5 protein-coding genes are annotated in these 21945 nt (G+C 68.5%); all 5 read left to right on the top strand.

The features are described 5' to 3' along the window. The first annotated feature begins 9 nt into the window (after positions 1–9). From FKO37_RS19805 to FKO37_RS19785, 5 genes are read left to right on the top strand one after another with little or no spacing between them, the layout of a single operon-like run. Positions 10–2472 carry a hypothetical protein gene (locus tag FKO37_RS19805; protein WP_238605407.1) on the top strand — a complete coding sequence of 821 codons (2463 nt, stop codon included), beginning with the start codon at positions 10–12 and terminating at the stop codon, positions 2470–2472. Between the two features lie 19 nt (positions 2473–2491). Beyond that, positions 2492–5779: a right-handed parallel beta-helix repeat-containing protein gene (locus tag FKO37_RS19800; RefSeq protein ID WP_238605406.1), complete on the top strand. Its 3288-nt coding sequence runs from the start codon at positions 2492–2494 to the stop codon at positions 5777–5779. A gap of 19 nt (positions 5780–5798) precedes the next feature. Further along, on the top strand, positions 5799–6197 hold the full coding sequence (locus FKO37_RS19795) for a YbaB/EbfC family nucleoid-associated protein (protein ID WP_043834115.1): 399 nt from the start codon (positions 5799–5801) through the stop codon (positions 6195–6197). Then, positions 6194–6937 carry a hypothetical protein gene (locus FKO37_RS19790; RefSeq protein ID WP_238605405.1) on the top strand — a complete coding sequence of 248 codons (744 nt, stop codon included), beginning with the start codon at positions 6194–6196 and terminating at the stop codon, positions 6935–6937. Before FKO37_RS19795 ends, FKO37_RS19790 begins: the two co-directional genes overlap by 4 nt. Before the next feature lie 30 nt (positions 6938–6967). Beyond that, on the top strand, positions 6968–21937 hold the full coding sequence (locus FKO37_RS19785; RefSeq protein ID WP_238608423.1) for a hypothetical protein: 14970 nt from the start codon (positions 6968–6970) through the stop codon (positions 21935–21937). Positions 21938–21945: the final 8 nt, after the last annotated feature.

Here is a 21945-nt window from a genome sequence, read left to right as displayed (position 1 = left end):
AGGACAGCCATGGAACTCTCGCTGATCCGGCGCGACGACGGCGCTTTGGAGAAGAAGACCGTGGGCAACGCCCTGGTCGTGCACCTCGCCGAGGGGATGACCGGCGAGGCGCAGTCGCTCGCGCTCGGCGTCGCCGCCGATCCGGACCACGACCTGGTGGTCGTCGACCTGCCGGTGGATTCGCCGATCACGATGTGGGAATCGGTCGCCAAGGCGCTCCCCCGGCGCCGTCGCGGCGTGCGGCTGGTGATCGGCGGCCGTTCGCGCGAGACCACCGCGCTGGCCGGGCAGTGGCTGGCCGAGCGGATCAACCGCCCGGTGCTCGCGCCGGACGGGTCGGTGATCCCGAGCGCGGGCGGTGCCTTGTTCGTCCACGCCGGGCGCGGCGGCGGCTGGGTGCGGTTCCGGCCGGGCCGTCCGCCGACGTGGGAGGCGAAGCGGTTCCCGCGCCCGGCCTGGGATTCCGGGATCGCCGCCGAGCTGACCCCGACGAGTTCGCGCGGCGTCGCCGAACCGCTGCCGGGCGGCTTGTGGGTCCGTCCGGTCGGCTTCGACGCACCCCAGCGGCACCACCGCCGCGCGCTGATCTCCCGGATGCCCGCCCAGCACGACACCATGACGATCGTGCTGGGCTGCCCCGGCTGCCCGCCGCTGGCACTGGACGACGCGGCCCGGCTGTGGGTGCAGCTGCCGGAGAAGGTGCGGGCCAAGGCGCGGTTCGTCCAGTACGGCCCGATGCAGGTGCCCGGCGAGGCCGCGATCGGGCAGGCGCTGGCCGATCTGCTGGGCAAGCCGGTCGCGTTCTACGCGGGCGTGCCGGTCGGTTCGCCACAGCTGCCGACCCTGCGGACGGTGCTGTACGACGGACGGCTCGGCTGGCGTCCGTTCACCACCGAACTCGGCTACGAACCGGGCTCGGATTCCGTCTTGCCTGAGCTGCTGTCGCACCGTCCGCCGATCCACGGACTCGACCAGGTCTCTCCGGCGGTGTACTGGTACTCGCCGGACGCGGTGGTCGAGGTCGTGCAGTCCGGGCTGTTGGTGCGTCCGCCGCAGGACGGTCCTTCGTCGGCCGCGATCCGCGAGATCGGCCTCGATGCCGCGGTGCACAATCTGACCTTTGACGCGGCGGACGAGGGCTCGGCGTCGCGGATGCGGTTGCTGGCGGAGGATTTGCTGGCGCGGCTGGACGAGCAGACTCGCCGGATGAGCCGGGTGCTGCCTGCTGCCGCGCTGCTTGCGGAGCGTGCGCGGCCGCGGGTGGTGGCGCGGGCGTTGGACGCGATCGAGTCTGGGCATCCGGTGCCGGTGGTGGCTGCGCCTGCTCCGGCGGCTTATCTGCCTGCGGCTCCGGCGGCGTTGGGGATTGCCGCGCCGACGGAGGTTCCCGGGGCGATCGCTGCTCCGGTTGCTCCCGTTGCTGCTCCGGTCGCTCCGGTCGCTGCTCCGGCGGAAACTCCCGCCGAGCCCCCGGTCAAGGTCTCCGCCGCTCCTCCGGCCGCGAAGCCGCTCACGCACCTCGCCCCGGCCGACGTCGCACCGGCCAAGCCCGTCGAACCACCGGTCGCCAAGCCCGCGATTCCGGCGTCCACTTCGGACCAGTCGGAACCTCCGGCCAAAGCGGAGCCCGCGCCGAAACCGGCGAAAGCCCCGGCAGAGCTGCGTTTCCAGGAAACCCCCGGCGCGGAATCGACCGCGCTGCTGCCCAAACGCGGGGCCGACAAGGAACGCCAGTGGCTCCGTAAATCGCTCGGCGCGGAATACGGCCTGATGTCGAACACCGTCGCGCGGATCCTGTCCGAGCACCCGGGATTCCAAGGCGTGCTGTCGACGTCGTCCTCGGCAGAGGTGCTGACCGACGCGGTGGCGGTGCAGCTTTACCTGTCCCCCAAGGGATCGACGATCGACGCGGGACTGCGGCGCGGCGCGAACGGCCCGCACGTCCCGGTCGCCCGGTGCGTCGTGGCGGGGCTGAGCAGGCTGCCCTCGCACCGCGGCCCGGCGACCTTCGCCACCGAGCTGCCGCCGTCCGCGTGGCCGCTGCTGGACGGGCGGAAAGTGCTGACCGAATGGGGTTTCCTCAACGCGCTGACGCAACCGTCGTCCACAGTGGACGGGGAGACGGACGTGCTGGTGTGGTCGATCACCGGACGCCGCACCAAATTGCTGGAACCGAGCGAGGGCGGCGTCGAAAACCGCGTCCTGTTCGTGCCGGGGACCAGCTTCAAGGTGCTGGAAACGCGCAAACCGGCTGCCGGTGCGCGCGGCGCGGTGCTGCTGCGGGAGCTGACCGCGAGCGAGATCGACGAGACCGGCCGGGTGGCGAACGACCGGGCTTCGCTGGACGAGCTGGCCATGAATTCGCTCCGGCAGACGGTGCAGACGTGGGCGGAAGCGGGCGAGGACCTGGTCCGGACCGTGATGGACGAGCAGGCCGCGGAGCGGTTCGGGGCGCTCCCGGGCCTGGCGTGAGTGCGGAGAGGCGGAGACGATGAACCGACAGCTGCTCGTGGTCGGCAGCGACCGGCCGGGTGCCTTCGGAACCATCGGCGCGGCGCTGGCGCAGGCGCAGCCGGGGGCGACGATCAGCGTGCACCCCGGCCGGTACGAGGAAAACCTCGTGGTGGACCGGATGGTGTCGCTGGTGGCCGAACAGGGCGCGGGCACCGTGGAAATCGTGGCGAACACCGGGAGCGTGCTCGTCGCGAACGCCGAGGCGGTGCAGCTCAGCGGGTTCGTCCTCACCGGCGTCGACGACCAGCTGGTCACGGTGGACGTCGTGCGCGGCGAGGCGGCGCTCGACGGCTGCCGGTTGTCCGGGACCTCGTGGGCGACGCTGCTGGCCCGGTTGGAGGGCTCGCTCGCACTGCGGGGCTGCACGGTGACGAGCACCGGCGGTGCCGGGGTCGTGGTCGCGTCGCCGGTGCAATCGGCCATTGAGGACACTGAGATCGTCGACGCCGCGTCGTCCGGCGTTGTGGTGGCCGAGACCGGTTCGGTGCTGCTGCGCCGCTGCGTGGTGCAGGGCGCGGCGGGCAACGGGGTGTGCGTCAATGGCGAAGCGGTCGCGATTGTCGAGCAGTGCGAGATCGTCGGCGCGCAGAAACCGGCGATGGTCGTGGAGCAGCAAGGACGCGCGACGATCACCGGGCTCACCGTGCGGGACAGCGCGAATGTCGACCTGTACGTGACCAGTAAGGGCCGGGTTTCCGTTGCGTCGTCGCAGTTCCGTTCGGCGCCGATGCAGGCCGCGCACATCGCCGCGTCCGCCGAGCCGTTACTGCGCGAATGCGTGTTCGCCGGGGCGGGCGCGAACGCGGTGCAGGCCACCGGAGCCGCCGCGCCGCAGTTCGTGGACTGCACTTTTGAAGGCTCACCGGTCACGATCCTGGTCGACGACCAGGCGCGGCCGCGGTTCGAGCGCGCGACCGTGCGGGGCTCGACGCACACTGCGATGTCGGTCAGCGCCGACGCCGCGGTGACCGTCGGCGGGCTGCGGATGACGCCGGACAGCGGCGTCGGGATCGTCCTTTCCGGACAGTCCACCTTGGACCTCGCGGACGCCTCCATCGACACCGGCCGGGAAACCGGGGTGCAGGTCACCGAGGACGCCCGGCTGACCGTGGCCGACCTTCGAGTCGATTCGACCTCCGACAAGGCAGTCTCGTTCGCTAGCGGCGCGCCGTCCTCGGCGAAGTCGGTGCAGGTGCGCGGCGGCGGTCTGCACCTTGGCGGTACTGCGGAAATTTCCTTGCAGGACTGCGAGATCATTGATTCCACTGGGGACGGAATCACCGTCGGTACGACGCTGACCGCTTCCCGCTGCCGGGTGCGCAATGCGCGCGGCAACGGCGTGTACGTCGCTGCTCAGGCGTCGTTCACCGAATGCGAGATCCTCGGTGCGGGCGAGGACGGCTTCCACGTGGAGACCACCGAGCCCGTCAGCATCCGCGATTGCGTGGTCAACGACGCGTCGGGCGAACTCGTGAGCGGCGAGCACGCGGACGTGGACAACCTGAGCACCGATTCCGCCCGGACCGCGGAGCCGGTGCCCGCCAGTCCGCCGGGCGACTTCGCGACCGCCGACCAGACCGTGAGCGAGGCTGCCGGAGAGGTGCTCGAAGGCCCGCTGGGCGATCTGGAAGCGCTGGTCGGGCTCGCCGGGGTGAAGAAGGAAGTCACCGGCCTGATCAACCTGATCAAGATGTCGCAGATGCGCGAGCGAATGGGCCTGCCGATGCCGCCGATGTCGCGGCATCTCGTGTTCGCGGGCCCGCCCGGCACCGGCAAGACGACCGTCGCCCGGCTGTACGGCACGGTGCTCGCCGAACTCGGGATCCTGTCGAAGGGGCACATGATCGAGGTGGCCCGCCAGGACCTGGTCGGCCAGTACATCGGGTCCACCGCGATCAAGACGACCGAGGTCGTGGAGAAGGCCGTCGGCGGGGTGCTGTTCATCGACGAGGCGTACACGCTGAGCGCGCCGACCGGCGGTTCCGGTCCGGACTTCGGGCAGGAAGCCATCGACGCGCTGATGAAGATCATGGAGGACCAGCGCGATTCGCTGGTGGTGATCGTCGCGGGCTATTCCGAGCAGATGGAACAATTCCTGCAGTCGAACCCCGGTCTCGCTTCGCGGTTCACGCGCACCATCGAATTCCCGAACTACAGCGTCGACGAACTGGTCACCATCACGACCGGCCTGACCCGCAAGCACTACTACGAAATGACCGACGACGCGCTCGCCGCGCTGCGCGAGTATTTCGAACGGGTGCCGAAGAACTCGACGTTCGGCAACGGTCGTGTCGCGCGCAAGCTGTTCGAGGCGATGGTGAACAACCAGGCATCGCGGCTGGCGCTTTACCCGCCGTCCAAAGACATCGAGCTGAACCGCCTCACCGCCGACGATCTTCAGGCCGAACTGGCGCAACTTCCTTCCGCCGCGAAGTCAACGGTTTCGGTCACCGCCGATCCCGCTGCCGCAGTTTCGACCAGCGCGGGCTGGAAACGCCTCAGCGGCTTGGTCGGTCAGAAATCGGTGCGCGAGAACGCCGAACGGCTGCTGCTCAAACTCGGCCGGCTCACCCACGAACGGCAACCGCTCGGCCACCAGGCCAACCTGGTGATCAGCGGCAAACGCGGCACCGGACGGTCGGAGTACGCGAAACTGTACGCGCAAATCCTCTCCGAATTCGGCATGGCTCCGATGGGCCAGCTGGTGCACCGCAACCTCGCCGAAGAGCTTTCCCCGCAATGGCCCGGCCAAGCCGAACACCTCGTCCGGGCCGCCGTGGAGGACGCTTCCGGCGGCACCCTGGTCGTCGACCTGGACGGCGACTGGGACACCTCGCCGCACACCCCCGGCATCGAAGCCCTGGAAGCGCTGTCCGAAATGATCGCCCGCCGCCCCGCCGATCCGGTCGTGGTATTCACCGGCGAAAGCGACCGCGTCGGCGAACTGCTCGCGCAACTGCCCACCCTGCGCGACGCGTTGCCGTACGGCTGGCAACTCGGCGAGTACACAGTGGACGAACTCGCCGAGATCGCCGTGCGGTTGCTGGTCCGCCGCGGCCACGAGGTCCCCGACGACGTCCGCGACGCCCTCGCCCACGAGTTGTCCGCCGCGTCCGACCACACCGCCTTCGCCGCGCACGAACTGGCCCGCACGCTGTCGGCCGCCGCCGCGTCCCGCACGCTCGCCGCCGCCGACCTGCGCGGCATCCGCCCGCCCGACACCGGTGCCATGGCCCTCGGGCCCGGCCTCGCCTCGGTCGGCTGAACCCTCGGGAGGAGACCCGATGAGCACGCACTACGAAAAAATGCTCGAGGACGCGATGGCCGCTTACCAGCACCAGCGCGACCATTTCGACCAAGCCCGCCAGGACGTCGAAACCGCCACCAGCACCGTTACTTCCGCTCGCCGCGAGGTGACCGCGACTGTCGGCCGTACCGGCGAATTGACCGAACTTTCCTTCCCCACCAGCGCGTACAAACGCATGGCTCCCGCCGAACTGGCCTCGGTGATCGTGCAGACCGTCTCCGCCGCCCGGCAGAAATCCGTCGCCGCGGCCGCGGAAATGATGGCCCCCATGCTGCCGCCGGGCATTTCCGCGGAGGATTTGATGAGCGGAAAAGTGGACGTCAACGCCCTGTTCTCGGCGCGGGTGCCGGGATTCGACGAAGGGAACCTGCCGTGACCGACCAATTTTTCGTCGACGCCGACGGCCTGGACGGAGGCCGCGACGGCTTCGACGGCAAGAGCGCCGAACTGCGCACGCTGGCCCAGCGGGTGCAAAGCCTGGCAAACCCCAGCCGGATCCAGGACGCGGCCGGGAATGACAAGAACGGCAACGAATTCTCGAAAACGCACATCCAGTCGGCGGCCGAGATCTACAACGGCATCAACGCGTGGGCGCTGGCCGTGGAAGCGACCCGCGACGCGATCGGCGACATGGCGACGTCGTTCCGCGAGGCCGACCAGGGTGCTTTCGACGGGTCCAATGCCCTGTTCAAGAACTTCACCGACCTGCACGAGAAGGTCACCAAGTCCGACCCCGGAGGCGGGTCGGACGCCCCTCCGACCGAGTACCGGCGCGGCGTACGAATCCAAAACAGAGTGCTGGGCAAATCCCCGGAAGCCGAAGACGACGGCTGGACCGCGGCGAAGAGCGTCCGGGCCCGGATTCCGGATCGCGGCCAGGAACCGTTGCCTGACGAGGAACCGCGTTTGAAGCACCTGTCGATCGGACGCCCGGTTCAGCACAAGGTCGTGACCCCGCTGCAGCCGACAGAATCGACCGTCTTCGTCCGCTCGCAAAAGCCAGTGGACGCGATCGAGGGCGAAGTCACGCACCCTCTGGAGCCCGCCGAACTCTGGGAACCCGCGAAGTCGATCCCCGCCCAGCCGCCGGTCACCCCGGAAGAACCCGTTTCCTGATTTTCCTCGCGCCAAGGAGGTGCTCCCGCGATGAGTCTCATGGTGGACCCCAGCCTGAACTGGGTGTTCTACATCATCGCGGGCGACGCCTGGCCGCAGGGCGACGAGGACAAAGCCCGCGAACTGGCCGCCGAGTGGGATCAGGTCGCGCAGGAGATTTCCGCCGCTGGAACCGGTTTCAGCCAGCTGGCGGAGCAGGTAGTGTCCAATGTGGGCGGTGAGGTAGCGACCAACTTCGCCGACTACGCCAACAAACTCAGCACCATGGGCGCCGGTTTCTCCTACCGTGCCCAGCAGCAGGCCGCCGCCCTGCGCGAATACGCGTTGAATGTGGAAAACGCCAAATACGGCATTCTCATTTCCATCGCGGTCACCGCAGCGGATCTGATCTGGGCGATGACGAACCCGTTCACCGCCCCGCTGATCCCGGGAATCTGGGCAGCCGGGCGGACCGCGGTGATGCAGATCGAACGCTCGCTGATGTCGCGCCTGATGAGCCTGCTGTCGAGGGTCGCGCGAGAGGCCGCGCAGGAAGCCGCGGAAGAGGCGGCAGAGGAGATGCTGGCCGAGTTCATCCAGATCGCGCAGGGCAACCGGGACGGCTTCGACTGGAAACAAATCGGCCAGAACGCCGCACTGGGCGCGATCGGCGGCGCGTTCGCCGCGGGCGCGCACAGCGGCCTGGGCAAGTGGGGCCACAACGTCTTCGGCGCGGCCGGCGTCGAAGCGGCGACCGAGGTAGTAGTCGGCCTGGCCGGCGCGGGTCTGTTCGGCGGAGACCTGGACAGCCTGGGCTGGGGTGCCCTGAACGGCGGCCTCAGCGGTGCCGCTACGCACGGCGCCCATCACGCAGGCCAAAACCTGCACGACAAACTCACCGGCGGCGGTGGCGGCGGTGAGGGGAAGGGCCCGAACGACCCCGGCGGGGAGAACGGGACCGGGAACATCAAGGTGGACCCGGTCAACGGCCCTAACGGCCTTGGCGGATCCGGCGATCCGAGGGGTCTCGGCCCTGGCGATTCGGGCGGCTCCGGTCCTGGCGACGCTGGTCCGGGTGGCACCGGCTCCGGCTCCCATGGCTCCGGTGGCACCGGCCCTGGTGGCACCGGGGCTGGCGGCTCCAACGGCTCCGGTTCCCATGGCTCCGGTGGCACCGGCCCTGGCGGCACCGGCTCCGGTGGCTCCGGCTCCGGCTCCGGCTCCGGCGGCACCAACAACTCCGATCCCCATGGCTCCGGCGGCACCGGCGCCGGTGGCTCTGGCGGTGCCAACGGCCCCGGTAGCTCCGGCCCGGGCGGCGCTAATAGTTCCAGCAACTCCGGCAACAACGCCCCGCACAGCGTCGGCCAGAACAACTCCACCTCCCCAGACACCAACTCCGCCAGCAACTCGCCTGGCAGCCAGAACTCCCCCAACGGCTCGACGACCGGCGATGCCTCGAACTCCGCGCCCGGCACGCCCAACTCCACACCCGACGCACACTCGACGAACGGCAACCCGTCGACCGGAGACCCCGCCACCAACTCAAGCTCAGCGAACGGCTCCCACACCCCAACCTCACCCGGCGCCAATTCCCCTTCAACGGGCGGCCCCAACTCCGCGAACAACCCGTCCAACGACCCCACCACCAGCAACGCTCCCGCGAACGGCTCGGCCAGCAATCCCGCGCCGCAGTCACCCGGCAGCAACCCCGCTGGTTCGTCCGGCAGCACGAACGACAACACCCCCGCCACCGGCTCGACCCCTCCCGGCAGCGACCCCAGCACCGGAAACCAGGGCGGGAGCAACACCACCAGCCCCACCCCCGACCAGAACCCCAGCACGAATGGCGGCCACAGCACTGGCCCTGGCACGAGCGCCGGAAACCCCACCACCGGTCCCAGCACGAGCGCCGGAAACCCCAGCACCAGTCCCAACACAGGTGCTGGGAACCCCAACACCAATCCCGACGCAAGTGCCGGAAACCCCAACACCGGTCCCAACGCAGGCACCGGGAACCCGAGCACCAATCCGGGCACGAACTCCGCCCCGAATCCGGGCGCGAACACCGATCCCGGCACCAACCCGTCGCCCAGCACGATCACCAACCCAGGCACCAGCACCAGCCCGTCCCCCGGCGCCAACCCCGGAGCCAGCGCCAACCCGCCCTCCGGGGCAAACACCAACCCCAGCACTAGTCCGAACCCCGGGTCAAACACCAATCCCGGTGGCAGCACAAGCCCGTCAACCAGCACAAACCCCAGCCCGGGCTCCACTCCCGCCAGTCAAGGCACGAACGGTGCCGACCACCACGCCGCCCCGCCGCCGTCCACGCCGGACTCGGTCAAGACCGGGACCCCCACCCCGCCACCGTCCACACCCACCCCCGCCGGGCCACGAGACTCGACCCCCTCGACGGCGGATTCACCGGCCAACCCCGCCACCAGCCCATCACCGAGCGGCCACCCTGTCTCGCCGCCCGCGACCGGCGGCACCCACACGCCCACCCCGCACCACGACACCGGGCTCCCCGGCTTCGGCGGCCAGAACGCGTCCCCGCACCCCGCCACCGACACCAGCCAGGCGAACGGCTCCTCGAACCCGACGCCCCGCCCCGGTCCGGACACCGCCCCCAACCCGTCCGGCCACACCGGCCCGGTCCCCGCGACCAACGCTTCTTCACACTCGTCGCCCGGCCCGAACGTCACCGCCTCCCCGACCCCGTCCGCTCAGCACGGCCCCGAGACCAACTCATCCCCCGACTCCGTCCGCACCCCGAACACCAGCCCGAGTTCCACCAGCACCAACCCGGACCCGGCGACCGCCCAGCAGACCAAGCCGGTGCCTCCGCCGACGTCAACCAGCGTCAAGGGCATCGACTCCACCCCAAGCCCCTCCCCGAAAACCACCGTCGACGGCCCGAACCCCGCAACTGATCCGAGCCCCATCCGGACCTCGGCCACCGGCCCGACGACCGGCAACCCCAACCCGGCAACCAACCCGGGCTCGAGCACCGATCCGAACCCAGCCGCGAAACCCGTCTCGAGCCCTGCCCCCGGCCCGGAGCCGACGACCAAGCCGAGCCCCACCCCGGACCCGCGCCCCACCGCCGACCCGAGCGCCCACAGCAATCCGGCCACCAACCCCAGCCCGAGCCCGGCCCCCAGCCCGGATCTGGCAGCGAAGCCCGGCCCCGCCGCGGACCTGAATCTCACCCCGTCTCCCAACCCGAACGTCACTCCCAACCCGGGCACCGATTCGCATCCCGCCACTAACTCCGACCCGTCTCCGGCAACCAAGTCCAGCCCCGCCACAAACCCGAACCACGCTGGCAACCTGGGCACCCGCACCAATCCCCATCCGGCCACCAACCCGAGCCCGACTGCACACCCGGACCCGGCCACCAACCCGAGCCCGGCTACCCGGCCGGACCCGGCCAGCAATCCGAACCTGACCACCAACCCGGATCCGAAGACAGGCACGAACCCCGCTGCCGAACCCAACTCAAGGCCGAACGCTCCCGGCAGTCCAAGTCCGGACCAGTCCGCCAGTCCCACCGGGACCCCGGTCAGCGATTCCAGCCCGAAACCTCCCGCGAAGCCAGCTTCCGAGCCGAAGCCGTTCGCCGAGCCGGCTCCGGCCGTGCATCCGCGCGCAGCCACATCACCGAACCCCGGCCGGGATTCCACCAACTCTGCGAAGCCCCAGCCGACTCCGGACGACCCCAAGAACAACCAACCGCCCTCCCCGGCGAAGCCGATCGGCACGAAGCCCACTCCTGCCCCGCGCTCCAGTGACAACACCACGCCGCGCCGGGACCTTCACACCCCCGTCGCGGCACCCAAAAAGCCCGCAGCAAAACCCCAGAGCAGCAACCTCCACACCCCGGTCGCGGCACCGAAAAAGCCGACCCCCGCCACCGGCCCGGGGCCGAATGTCGGCAAGCAGCCCTCTGTCACCGGCGGCAAGGGCGACTTCGCTCAGCACCTCAAGAACTTCAAGTTCACCGTCGTGCACGAAACCGGCATCATCGGCAACCTCGGCACTCGCAACGAGAACAACCAGGACAGCATCGGCGTCGTGGCCACCGTCGCCGCGACTCCGGACGACAATCTCCAGACCATCGCCGAAAAGTACGCAGGCGGGTTCACCGGGAACTCCGCCGACGGACGGTTCGGCCTGGTCATCGGGATCAACGGCACACCAGGCTCGGAACAAGCGATCAACCAGAAAATCCAGCAATTCCAGAATACCTGGGACAACCGCTTCCCGGTAGCGATTATCGGATTCACTTGGAAACACCCGAGCAACCCGAACATCGACCAGAAGACCATCCCGTACGGCGGCATCCGCGAAACGATGGTCCGGAATCCGGTCACCGAACAGCTCGTCGGGCAAATCCGCGAAGCGGGCGGGACCAACGAGGTCTACCTGCACACCGGCGACGCCGACGTCCACTCCTTCAACACCCGCACCGGGCCGCTGTTCGACGCGGTCAATACCGTGGTCCAGCAGAACCCCGAAGGGCCGCCCGAGGTGATCAGCGGCGGGTACAACGTCCGGCCCGAGGACGGGGATCTCGCGAATCGCGCGGCGCAACTGGATCTCGACGTCCGGCAGGCGCTCGCCGGGGTCGATTCTCGGGCGGTTTACTTCCCGGAGCCGAACACTTTTGTCCGGATGGAGGGCAACAGGCTCGAGAACGACGCGACTTTTGGCACCAAGAATCCGAACACGGGGAATTTCGATTACGGAGCCAAAGAAGGCCAGGGTCTGGTCGATTCAGTGCTGTCGCAACGCAATCCGAGCTGGCAATACAGCGACCATCCGACGGCGATCGCGAAGTTCTCGTCCGATCTTGCCATCCAGACCAACGGCACCCGGATCGCGAGCAAGGTCGGCACCGATCCGAACGGGATCACCGCACTGACTCAAAGCCACGCCAACGAAACGACGTGGTCCGACCTCCTCGGCCACTATCTCGGCAACCACACGACGCTCGATCCCAATCTGGCGAAGATCGCCGCGAAAGCCGCGTTCCACGGGATCACTCCGAGCGGGCCGAATCCGAACCGGCCGGAGGTGTTTTCCGAGGTTGTCGCGAATCTGCCCAAGAACGAGCGCATGTCGCTGGTCAAAGGCATGAAGGAGAACGTCGAGGACGGCAAGAAGCTCGCCGATCTGACGCTCGCCACCCGGCAAGCGCTGGTCGACAATCTCAGCGGCAATCGTCCGGCGAACACGCAGACTCCCGCTGCTGCGCCCAAAAACAATGGGCAGGCAAAGGAAACGCCGAAGCCGAATCCGAAGACGCTGCCCGGGCCGAAGGACTGGAACGGTCGTCGCGACACTGCGCCGGTCACGCGGTTTTCCTCGGAGCGGTTCGATCCGATCAAGAAGATCGCCGATCAATTCACCGGAAACCGCGACGGGCTCAAGGGCGGGCAACTCGCCGGGGCGATGGCGCACATCCGGTTCGACGTGCGCCGGTTCGAGATCGCGCCGGGCCAGTGGGTGCGCGAGCACACCATCCCGATCGACCTGACCTCGCATTCCGGGTCGGTCACGCCCCAGCAGCGAGAGCAATTCGTCCAGGACCTTCGGCAGCATCTCGAGGACTGGGTCAACCAGTCGTCCCGGCTGCCCGGCGGAGACCAGCTGCATCTCCGGCTCGACGTCCGCGTCGCCGACGACATCCACCCGGACGACACCGGCTGGCAGGCTGACCCCAGCCGCCGGGTCCCGGTCAACGTGCACGATTCCACTGTGGACCCCGACACCCCGGACACGAACCAGCTCAACTGGGACGTCCACGACTCGCCCTTCGGCGTCACGCACGAGCTGATGCACTTCATCGGTCTCGGCGACGGCTACAAGAACGACGAAATTCTCTTCAACCGCCAGGACCAGCCTGGCGTGATGGGGCCGGACGCGTGGCACGATTCGCGGCTCAACCCGGGCAACCTCGCGCAGATCGAGCAGGTCTCGAACACCGCGAACATCCGCGACCACCACCTCGGCGACGCCCCCGCGCCGAACCCGACGCCGCACCAGGACGACCACCGCTCGGAGCCGGATCCGGACGGCAGGCCGAACCTGCACACCCCTATCAAGGCCCCGCAACCCGACAGCCAAACACCGAACCAGGACCACGCTCAGCCCGGGCCAGACCACAACGCCCCCACGAACACAGCGGAGCAAAACCAGAACCAGCAGGACGCCGTACTCGTAGCGGACGAGCAATCCGAGGAGGAGCCCGACACCCGTCCCCTCGCCGACCGGCTGCCCGAGTTCGTCCGCGACGGCAAAGCGCTCGGCTCCGTGGTCCCGGTCGACGTCCGCGGCGCCAAAGACGTCGGCACGAGCATCGAAAACCTGATCCAGCGCCTCAACCCGAAGCAGCAGAACCCGCCGCAAATACACGGCATCGACGCGATCACCGATTCCCTGTCCGGCCCTGAGTTCGAGTCCTTTATGGGCGACGGCCGCAAGCAAATGGTGCGCGCCGGCGAGAAATGGTACGAGGTGCACGTCACCGCGGAGCCGGACTTCAGCTCCGTCAACGCCGACCAGATCACCAAACTCCCGCAACCGACCATCGGCGACGTCAAGAACGAGGTCAAGACCACCCACGCAAGCCCGAACACCGACACTACCGCGAAGGTCGTCGGCTCCTCGTACTTCGCATTGTTCCCGGCCGGACCGTACGCGTCCGTCGGCGGCACCGCGCAGCTCGCCAGCCCGTCCGCGGAGCACACCGGCACCACGACCGGGACCGACCAGCGGGTGATCCGCACCGCGGGCGACATGCAGCGGGCCGACGCTCCGGTCACCTACCGCATCACGGTGCGCAACGAAACCGGCGGCCTGGTCGGCTCCACAGTGGACGGACAAGTGGGACTCGTCCTCTCCACCGACCTGTCCAACCTGAAGCAGGAACCGACGGTCGGGCCCGCGGAGCCGAAGCCGGACTGGGCCAAGAAGATCGAATTCCTTTCGCCGGAAGCGGTCGACTTCGACGAGAACGCGCTCTTCGATCAGGTGAGCAAGAACCTGCATCCGTCGGTGACCAAATTCGGCGCCCCGGGCCGTACCTCGTTGCGGGAATTCCTCAGCCGCGGCGGGGTGCGCAGCATGCTCGGCACCGCGATGCAGGGCAGTCCGGTGGTCTCGAACGACCTGCTCAGCCCACATGGTGCCCACCGCGACGCGGTCCAGCTGGCGGCGCGGCCGACGAAGGTCGAATACCTCGGCACAATCCCTGGCGACAGCGAACTGCGCTTCAACGATTCCTCGGTAAACGGCGGAAGCACCACCGTCTCGTCGAAATACGGCGGCGAGGTCAATGCGATCTTCGGCGGCGGTTCCTATGTACCCGGCACGGTCGGCGGCGTCGGCGGGGTCAGCGGCAGTTATTCCCGGAAGGTCAACCAACAGTCCACAAGCGGCACCAGCTTCACCAACAAGTCCACAGTGAACGCGAAGGGCGACATCGGCCTGTACAAGGTCACCGTCGACCTCGAGGTCACCACCTCAACCGGGGAAACGACCACGATCCAAGCCACTTCGTACACGCGAATGGGCTTGCCCGAGGCGAAAGCCCAGGGACTTCCGGTGCCGAAGAACACCTCGCCGAAGTTCAAGGACGTCGGCGCGCGCTACGAACCGCCCTATCTCGCGGCGGCCATGGCGGCGGGCACGGCGCGGCCCGGATCGTTCGAACCGGCGACCCGCGTCCAGCCGCAGATCGAAAACGCGCTGCGGAACCTCCCGGGTGCGGACAAGTTCCTGCCCCGCTGGGACAAATTCCAGGGCGACAACCAAGGCTCCAGCCGGGACATCTCCGAGCGGTTCGCGAACCTGCGGAAGATCGCCTCCACGTTCTCGGTCGCCTCGCTGCGGGGCAAAATGGACAGTCTGTTCACGCAAGGCGTTTCAGCGCAGTTGAAGCGGCGCGGGCTGTTCACCGACGAATACATCAACGTCACGGTGAAGGCGAAGCCGGGACCTGGCCGTCACCTCGGTCAGGCGGACGGCCGTTCGGTCAAGAACAGCAACGAAACCAGCCCCTCGCTGACCAGCGCGACCACCACCGAACGAGGCTGGTCGGTCGGTCTCGAAGGCCGCGTGATCATTCCGGGCGCCAGTGCCGGCGCGAACCTCGGCATCAGCCCGACCGTCAGCCCGCTGCAGTACTCGGACAACCGGACCTGGAAGAATTCCGGCGGCCCGACGGTGACCACGACGACCGGCAAGGGCGGCAGCCCCGATTCGCAGGTCTTCGAGCACGACGTCGAGTTCGAGGTCGAGATCACCAGCTACACCCGCCACCGGCCGTGGGTGCGGCGGCTGACGCCCGGCTCGCCGTTCCGGGTCACGCCGAAGGTGTCCACAGTGGCCAAAACCGGCGATCCCGGCCTGCCGAAGATCGACGGCAAAGTCGACCTGTGGATCAACGACGGGGCCGCGCTCAGCAAGGACCCGGCCGAATTCAAGCCGGGCAAGCCGGGTGTCGTCTCGATGTCGCCGAACGAAACGCCGAGCATCGACGACCTGCTGACCCAGCAGCAGAACCAGACGCCGCCGAAATTCCTGCACGTGGAAGCGTTTGCGAACACCGAGGCACTGCGGGACGAGGCGCTGCGACAGCTCCAGCGCGCGGCCGGCGGCGACGCGGTGCTCGGCCTGCCGGGCAGCGAGGCGCGCGCCCGCGTGGACCGGATGTTCTCTCCGGAAAACTTCCGCGGCCTCACGCCGAAGCTGCTTAAACAGGGCGGTACCGCGAACGGATTCCGCTACGACCGCCGCGTCGCGGACCGAGTCGGCGGCCTCGGCGTGGGCGTCTCGCTGAGCAATCCGAAGCTCGTCGCGGTTTCGGAAACCGGCGGCGGGGACCGGACGTATTCCGGCGGCTCGAAAGCCAGTTACGAAGGCACGCACAAGCAATCCGTCGAAGCCAACGTGCAACTCGGCCTCACCATCCGGCCGCCGGGCAGCGACACCCACGGCCAGGGCCAGTTCTTCGGCACCGCGAAATGGAGCCCGTGGCAGCGCAGCTCCGGTTCGTCCCAGGAGATCACCGCGAGCGTCGACCACACCAACCGGTCCTCTTCGGACAGTCGCACCGTGCTGGTGCAGTACGATTCGAATGTCCGGCTGATCGCGGAAAGCCGCCAGGAAGGCCTGGTCAACGGATCGATTTCGCGCGCGGGTGCGGACGTCCATCTGCCGGGTTCGGTCTTCGTGGCGATGACCGAGGACGAGGCACGCGCGGAAGGATTGCTGCCGCCGGTCGAACCGCGCACCCCGGCACCCGGCACACTTTCGGCTCCGCCGCTGGTAGGCGGCAAGTCCAGCTCGCTCGGCTCGGCGGTGCTGGAAGACGCACCCAACCTGACGAAGCTGGTGCAGGACGCCCGGCAGCAGCTCGGCAAACTCGGCGACAGGCTGCTGCCGAAATCGGTGCTGAACGATTCGATGAACAACCTCCAGCGCACGCTCGACACTGCCTCTCCGGAAGCAGTCACGTCCCTTGTGGACAGTGCGCTCGACGGCGGCGTGTCCTTGCTGGCACAAGACGCGGGCGTGCTCTGGACCGACAATTACCAATTGCAGCTCAAAGCGAAGATCCTCGACACGCAGTTCCTGGGCGTGAAGCACGACGGCAGCGAGGTCGACCACGTCGTCAACTCGACTCAGACGGACAAAAAGAATTCCGGCCACGGCTCGTCTTACGGCGGACAAGTACGAGGCGCGGGCCGCGGTCTGTTCCAGGACAGCCAGCCCAAGGTCAGCGGCTACGACGGCGCGTACCTCGGCGCTACCGGGACCCGCGCGAAGACCGACCAGACCGTCGAGGCCAAGACCACGACCACCGCGTTGACCTCCTCCTCGAGCGGACCGTCGGCGCGGTACCAGCACCAGGTCCAGTTCGAGCTGGTCGTCGCCCGGGACGGGCGCACCTACCCGGTCGCTTCGCAGGAGGCGACCGTGACGTCGCGGTCGTCCGCGGACGACCACCGGATCTCCGGCGACGAGCAGTACCACACCAAACTGTACGGATCGCGGACGACCGAACTCAGCGCCACGGAGTCCACTCAGGACCGTCTCCAAGCGTGGCAGCAGGAAGGTTTCGGTCCCCTGCCGAAGTCTTCGACCGTGGAAGGGATCCGTGGCGCCGCGGATGTGCGGGCCGGCGCCATCCGCGCGTTGCGGCTCGCCGGCGCGGGCAACGGCCTCACCGGACCCGGCACTGGCGCGCACAACACGCTCTCGTCCTCAATCACCAACGAAACGCTGCAAGCGCATCTGCCGAACATGGTCGGCAAACCCTTCGCGACCCCGGATCTGCATTCCTCCGCGGTAACCGGCAGCAGCCACGCCTCGGTGAAGGTCTACACCCGCGTGGTGAAACCGGATCTGACCGGACTGAGCGATTCGGTCAAATTGGAGCGTTCGGACCAATCCGGATCCACTTTCACCGGCGAGGCCAAGGAAACGGTCACCGGCGAACAGCAGGGCAATATCGGCACCGGCGGCATCACCGACCCGGGCCGGAACACGCATGCCTGGGGCGGGCTCGACGTGCGCGGCCCGGTCGGGCAAAGCGATCCGACGTCCAGCACCGCCGCGGCGCAGCGGTCCGTCGTCGGCAAGGACAAGGGCCGGACCGGGCTGGTCGGGTTCGACGTCGAGTACCGGATCGTCGCGACGGTCGACGGCAAGACCGCGGCGGTCGAGGTGCGGGTGCCGCAGTCGTCGCGGACGCGGATGAGCGAAACGGACCTGGAACAGTCGCTCGGCCAGCCCTTGCCGGAGACGCTCACCTCGGCGCAGGACGCGGTGAAGAAGGCCGCCGAGGATTGGCGCACGGCGGAAGAGGAACTCGAAAAGGCACAGCGCGACTACGACGATGCGTGGCTGTCCGAAAACGACAACGTCCGCACTACGACCGACGGCGCACGCGGGCTGCACCTCCCGGCCGACGGCAATCCCGTGCAGCAAATGCGGCAAGCCGTACAGACGGCGCAGAACGAAGCTCGCGACGTGGGCCAAGCCTTGCGCGCAGGCAATGACGAGATCACCCGGCTCAACGAACTCGACGAGCAGCTTCTGTCGCTGGCTCTCGGCGAGGAACCGGGTTCTGTCGACCAAAGCGATCTGGTCGCGAGGGCCTGGGACGCGCAACGGCAGGTCCAGCAGATCCGGAACGAGCAGGCGAACCTGGTCCAGCAGCGGCAGGCCGCGCAGGATCGCGCCGCGGAAATCCTGGCTGTGCTGGACGAGTACCGCAACAATCACACCGACCACACCGCGCGGCAGGACGATGCGGCCAACCGGATCCAGGAAGCCCGCGACAAAGCCGACGAGGCGCTGCGGAAATGGTGGCAGGCTAAGTCCGAAGTGGACAGCCAGCTCAACGCGCACACCTGGCCGCGTCCGGCGGAGAACACTGTCGAAGAACATCGCGAAGGCACTGTCGAAGCGAACGACACAGTGTCCGGTTGGGACACTGACACCGACCGGCCGTACAGCTTCGACCCGCACGACATTCAGGTCCGCCAGATCACCGACGCCTCCGGCCGGGTTCGTGCTGTCTCGTTCCTTCCGGCGAACGAGCACACCGAAAGCGTCGAACGAGACTGGGTAGCCAGCAATTCCGGTACGGTCAGCACCCTTCCGGAGGGCGCGACGCCGGAGAAGTTCGATCCGCTTCTGAAGCAGGCCAACGCCAACGGGGCCACGCCGGAACTGTCCGGCCGCCGGTTCGGCGAGTGGGCCGACCACACCGCGGCACCGTGGGACGACGACTCCCTCTTCGTTTTCGCCCACGGACGCGAACAGTCGGTCAAGGTGACTTTGCTGGGCGGCAAGACTGTGCGAGTCGACGGCGATACGTTCGCCCGGATCGTCGCGCAGGCCGCGCCGCTGGCGCAGTCCCATTCGGTCACGCTCATCGCGTGCAGCACCGGCCAGACCGACGGACCAGGCGGCCTGGCCCACGACTTCCAGCGAGCACTCAGCGAACTCGGCGGTCCGTCCACAGTGCACGCGCCGACCAAGCCTGCGTTGTTCGGCCGGGATTCGGCGACACTCGGCAAGGCCATCGGCGCGAAGGACAGCTTCACCGCAGTCACCGACGGCGGGCATTTCCACACCTTCGGCGACCCTTCAGTGCAGTCCACAACAGACAGCGCGCCGCCCGTCGAGGAAACCCGCTATTCCTCGCCCGAGGACCTCGTGGCAGACCTTCGGCAGACCGCGGTCAACGGTCCGGCGCCAGCGCCGTTGCTGGGACCAGACCTGTTCGGCCTGTACCGCGCCCCGGAACCGCCGGAATTCCTGCGCGGACACGACTTCCGGACCCTCACCGCCGGACAGGGCATCAGCTTCCTGGACCTGCTGGACCTCGCCAAGGGCTACCAGCTGAGCAGCGAACACTTCGATCCCGCCAACCTGGACGACAATCGCGACTGGACCCTCGAGAAGGAACGACCCGACGAGAAACTGTCCACATGGGCGCCCGGCAACGTCGAACCGCTCGCCAAGACGACGTCCACCCCCTTGCTGATGCACTCGATCTGGCTGGGCGGACCGCTCAAGGACACCGGCACGATGCACGCCTTCCGCCGCAACTTCGGCGACGCGGCGGACCGGCTCGGCGACGGCATCGTCCCCGTACTGTGGACGGACGTCCCGCGCTGGCAAACCGAACTGGCTCTGACCACCACCGCCCCGGAAGAGGGCCCGGATCCGCTGCACGACGTCCGGGACCTGCTGCGCTGGGCCGGCGAGCACCGCGTCCAACTGGTCAATGTGGACGAAGTGTTCACCAGCGAGCATCCCATGCGGACACAGGAGTTCTATCTGTCCGAAGTGGCCAAACAGACCGGCCCAGGGTTCGCGGCGGCGAGCGACATCCTGCGGCTGGAGCTGATGCACCGGTTCGGCGGTCTCTACACCGACGGCGACAATGTCGTGCACGGCCTGGACGACGTCGTCCGCGCCGCCGAGTCCGACGCCGGCTACGCGGTGCACCGGGTCGGCGGGAACATCGCGAACTCGGCGTTCACCATGTCGAAAGGACACCCGTTCGCCTCGTCCTATTTGGACCAGCTGCGGGACAACTACGGGCAGACGCAAGCGAATCTGATGCCGCGCGAAGTGGACTCGCTCGGCCAGGGCTTCTTCGCCACGCCGCTGGGCCGGGTGCACCGGCAGTCGGTGATGTACCGTTCCGGCCCGGTCGCGATGACCGAAACGGCCCGGCGGATCGGCCTGAGCTCCGCGCTCGAACTCCCGGGCATGACGGAGATCCGGATGAACAGCGACCACAGCTGGCTCCTGCCGCCGCAGGGCGATCCGGCCCCGCTGGCGGACCGGTTCGAGACGCTGGAGCTAACCCAGCGCGTGATCCAGACGCTGGTGCGCGGCCTGCACAACCGGGACGGTGACCTGCATCTGACCGCGGTCGAACCCGCGGTGCACCGGCACGCCGACCCAGATCTGGTGTGGCACGCGGCGTTGTCCTACATCGCGGCGAACCCGGAGCTGTCCGCCCTCGTCCGCACCGTGACCGACCGCAGCAGTTACACCGGCAAGGTGCACGACGTTCCGCTCCCGCCCGCTGCCCGCGCGCTGCTGACCGTCGACGACAGCCGCGTGCACTACCACCTCGGCGAGGTCCAGCGCGGCGCGACGATGCAAGCCGCAGACGCCGTCCTGGTGGCAGATACGCCGCTGGATAACCTGATCTCCCGCCTGCGTTCGACGGACGGCCCGGTCCCGCCGGTCGAGGTCACCGGAACCGGACCGAACGGCCGAGCACACGCCACCGCCGCGGCGCGCGAACTGGCCGGCAAGCTCGCCGATGCCTTGGGTTCCGACGTGCTGGACCGCGTCCCGGTGAAGATCCGAGTGTCCGAGGGGGGCGGTCAAGTCAGGATCGCTTTCGGCCCGGGTATGTCGACTGGCACGCCAACGCCGAGGGTTTTCCGCGGCCTGGACGACTCCCCCGCACCCGCGACACCTCGGCCATGGACACCTGACGGCCGTACCGTGGGGGTCCACTACGGACCGTCCGATGTGTCCGTCCCTAATGGATCGTCCTTCTTGACCACTGACGCAACAGCGATCCGAAACTTCACCGAGCAGTTGCGTATCGACGGCACAGACCGTCCAGCCGACGCCGTCCGGCTGCCCGCGGCCGAACACCCGACTGCGGATTACTTGCTCAGCGGCACCCCCGACGCGGACCTGATGATCGAAGAACTGGTGCGCACCGCCACGCACCGCTGGTGGTTCCGTCCGACGCCGCCGGCCGGGCCGATCCCGCTGAACGACCGGGACGGCACCGCCAAGCTGCTCGGCTGGGTGCTCGCGGAACTCGGCCGCGGCGAATCGGCGGCTTCCCTCGCCGAGGACGTCGCGCGGCACGAACGACCGGACCTGATCTGGACCGCCGCCCGCGAACTCGCCGCGCTGTCCCCGCAACACGCCGACCTGGCCGAGCAGCACGCCGTCCTCCATCTGCACGGCGTGACCGACACCTTGCTGGGCAAGCCGGACGCCGCCGGAGTGCTCTCCGACCTCGCCCAAGCGACCCGAGACGGCGCGGACGTCACGCGGATCGCCGAGGCAGTCGAGGTCCTGGAACGGCATGGCGCCCTGGACGCCGTCCTGAGCGCCCCCGGCGGCCGAGCCTTGCTGCTCGAAGAACTCACCCGGCTCGCCAACCGTCCGAACCCCGATGGTTACGCCCGCGACCTGGCCGCCGTCATCCAGAAACTGGCCGCGAAGGATCTGCCCGCGGCCGCCTTCCGCACTGCGCTGCGGAATGCCCTCGACGGCCCGAGGACGCGCCCGAGGCCGCACCGGCTGAGCGTCGTCGGGCTGGGCTGGCTGGACCGTTGGCATACGGCCGCAGCCATCCGCCGGTACCAGGCGGAGGAACGCGCGGCGTCCGCTCGCCAGGCCGCTGAACTGGCCGAACTGGCGCAAGGAAGTCCCAGCCATGAGTGAAGCCCGCC

Origin of the sequence: Amycolatopsis sp. Poz14 (assembly GCF_006704225.1) — a bacterium.
Classification (GTDB): Bacteria; Actinomycetota; Actinomycetes; order Mycobacteriales; family Pseudonocardiaceae; genus Amycolatopsis; species Amycolatopsis nivea.
Note: the sequence above shows the minus strand (reverse complement) of the source record. Positions and strands in the feature narration are given on the sequence as shown.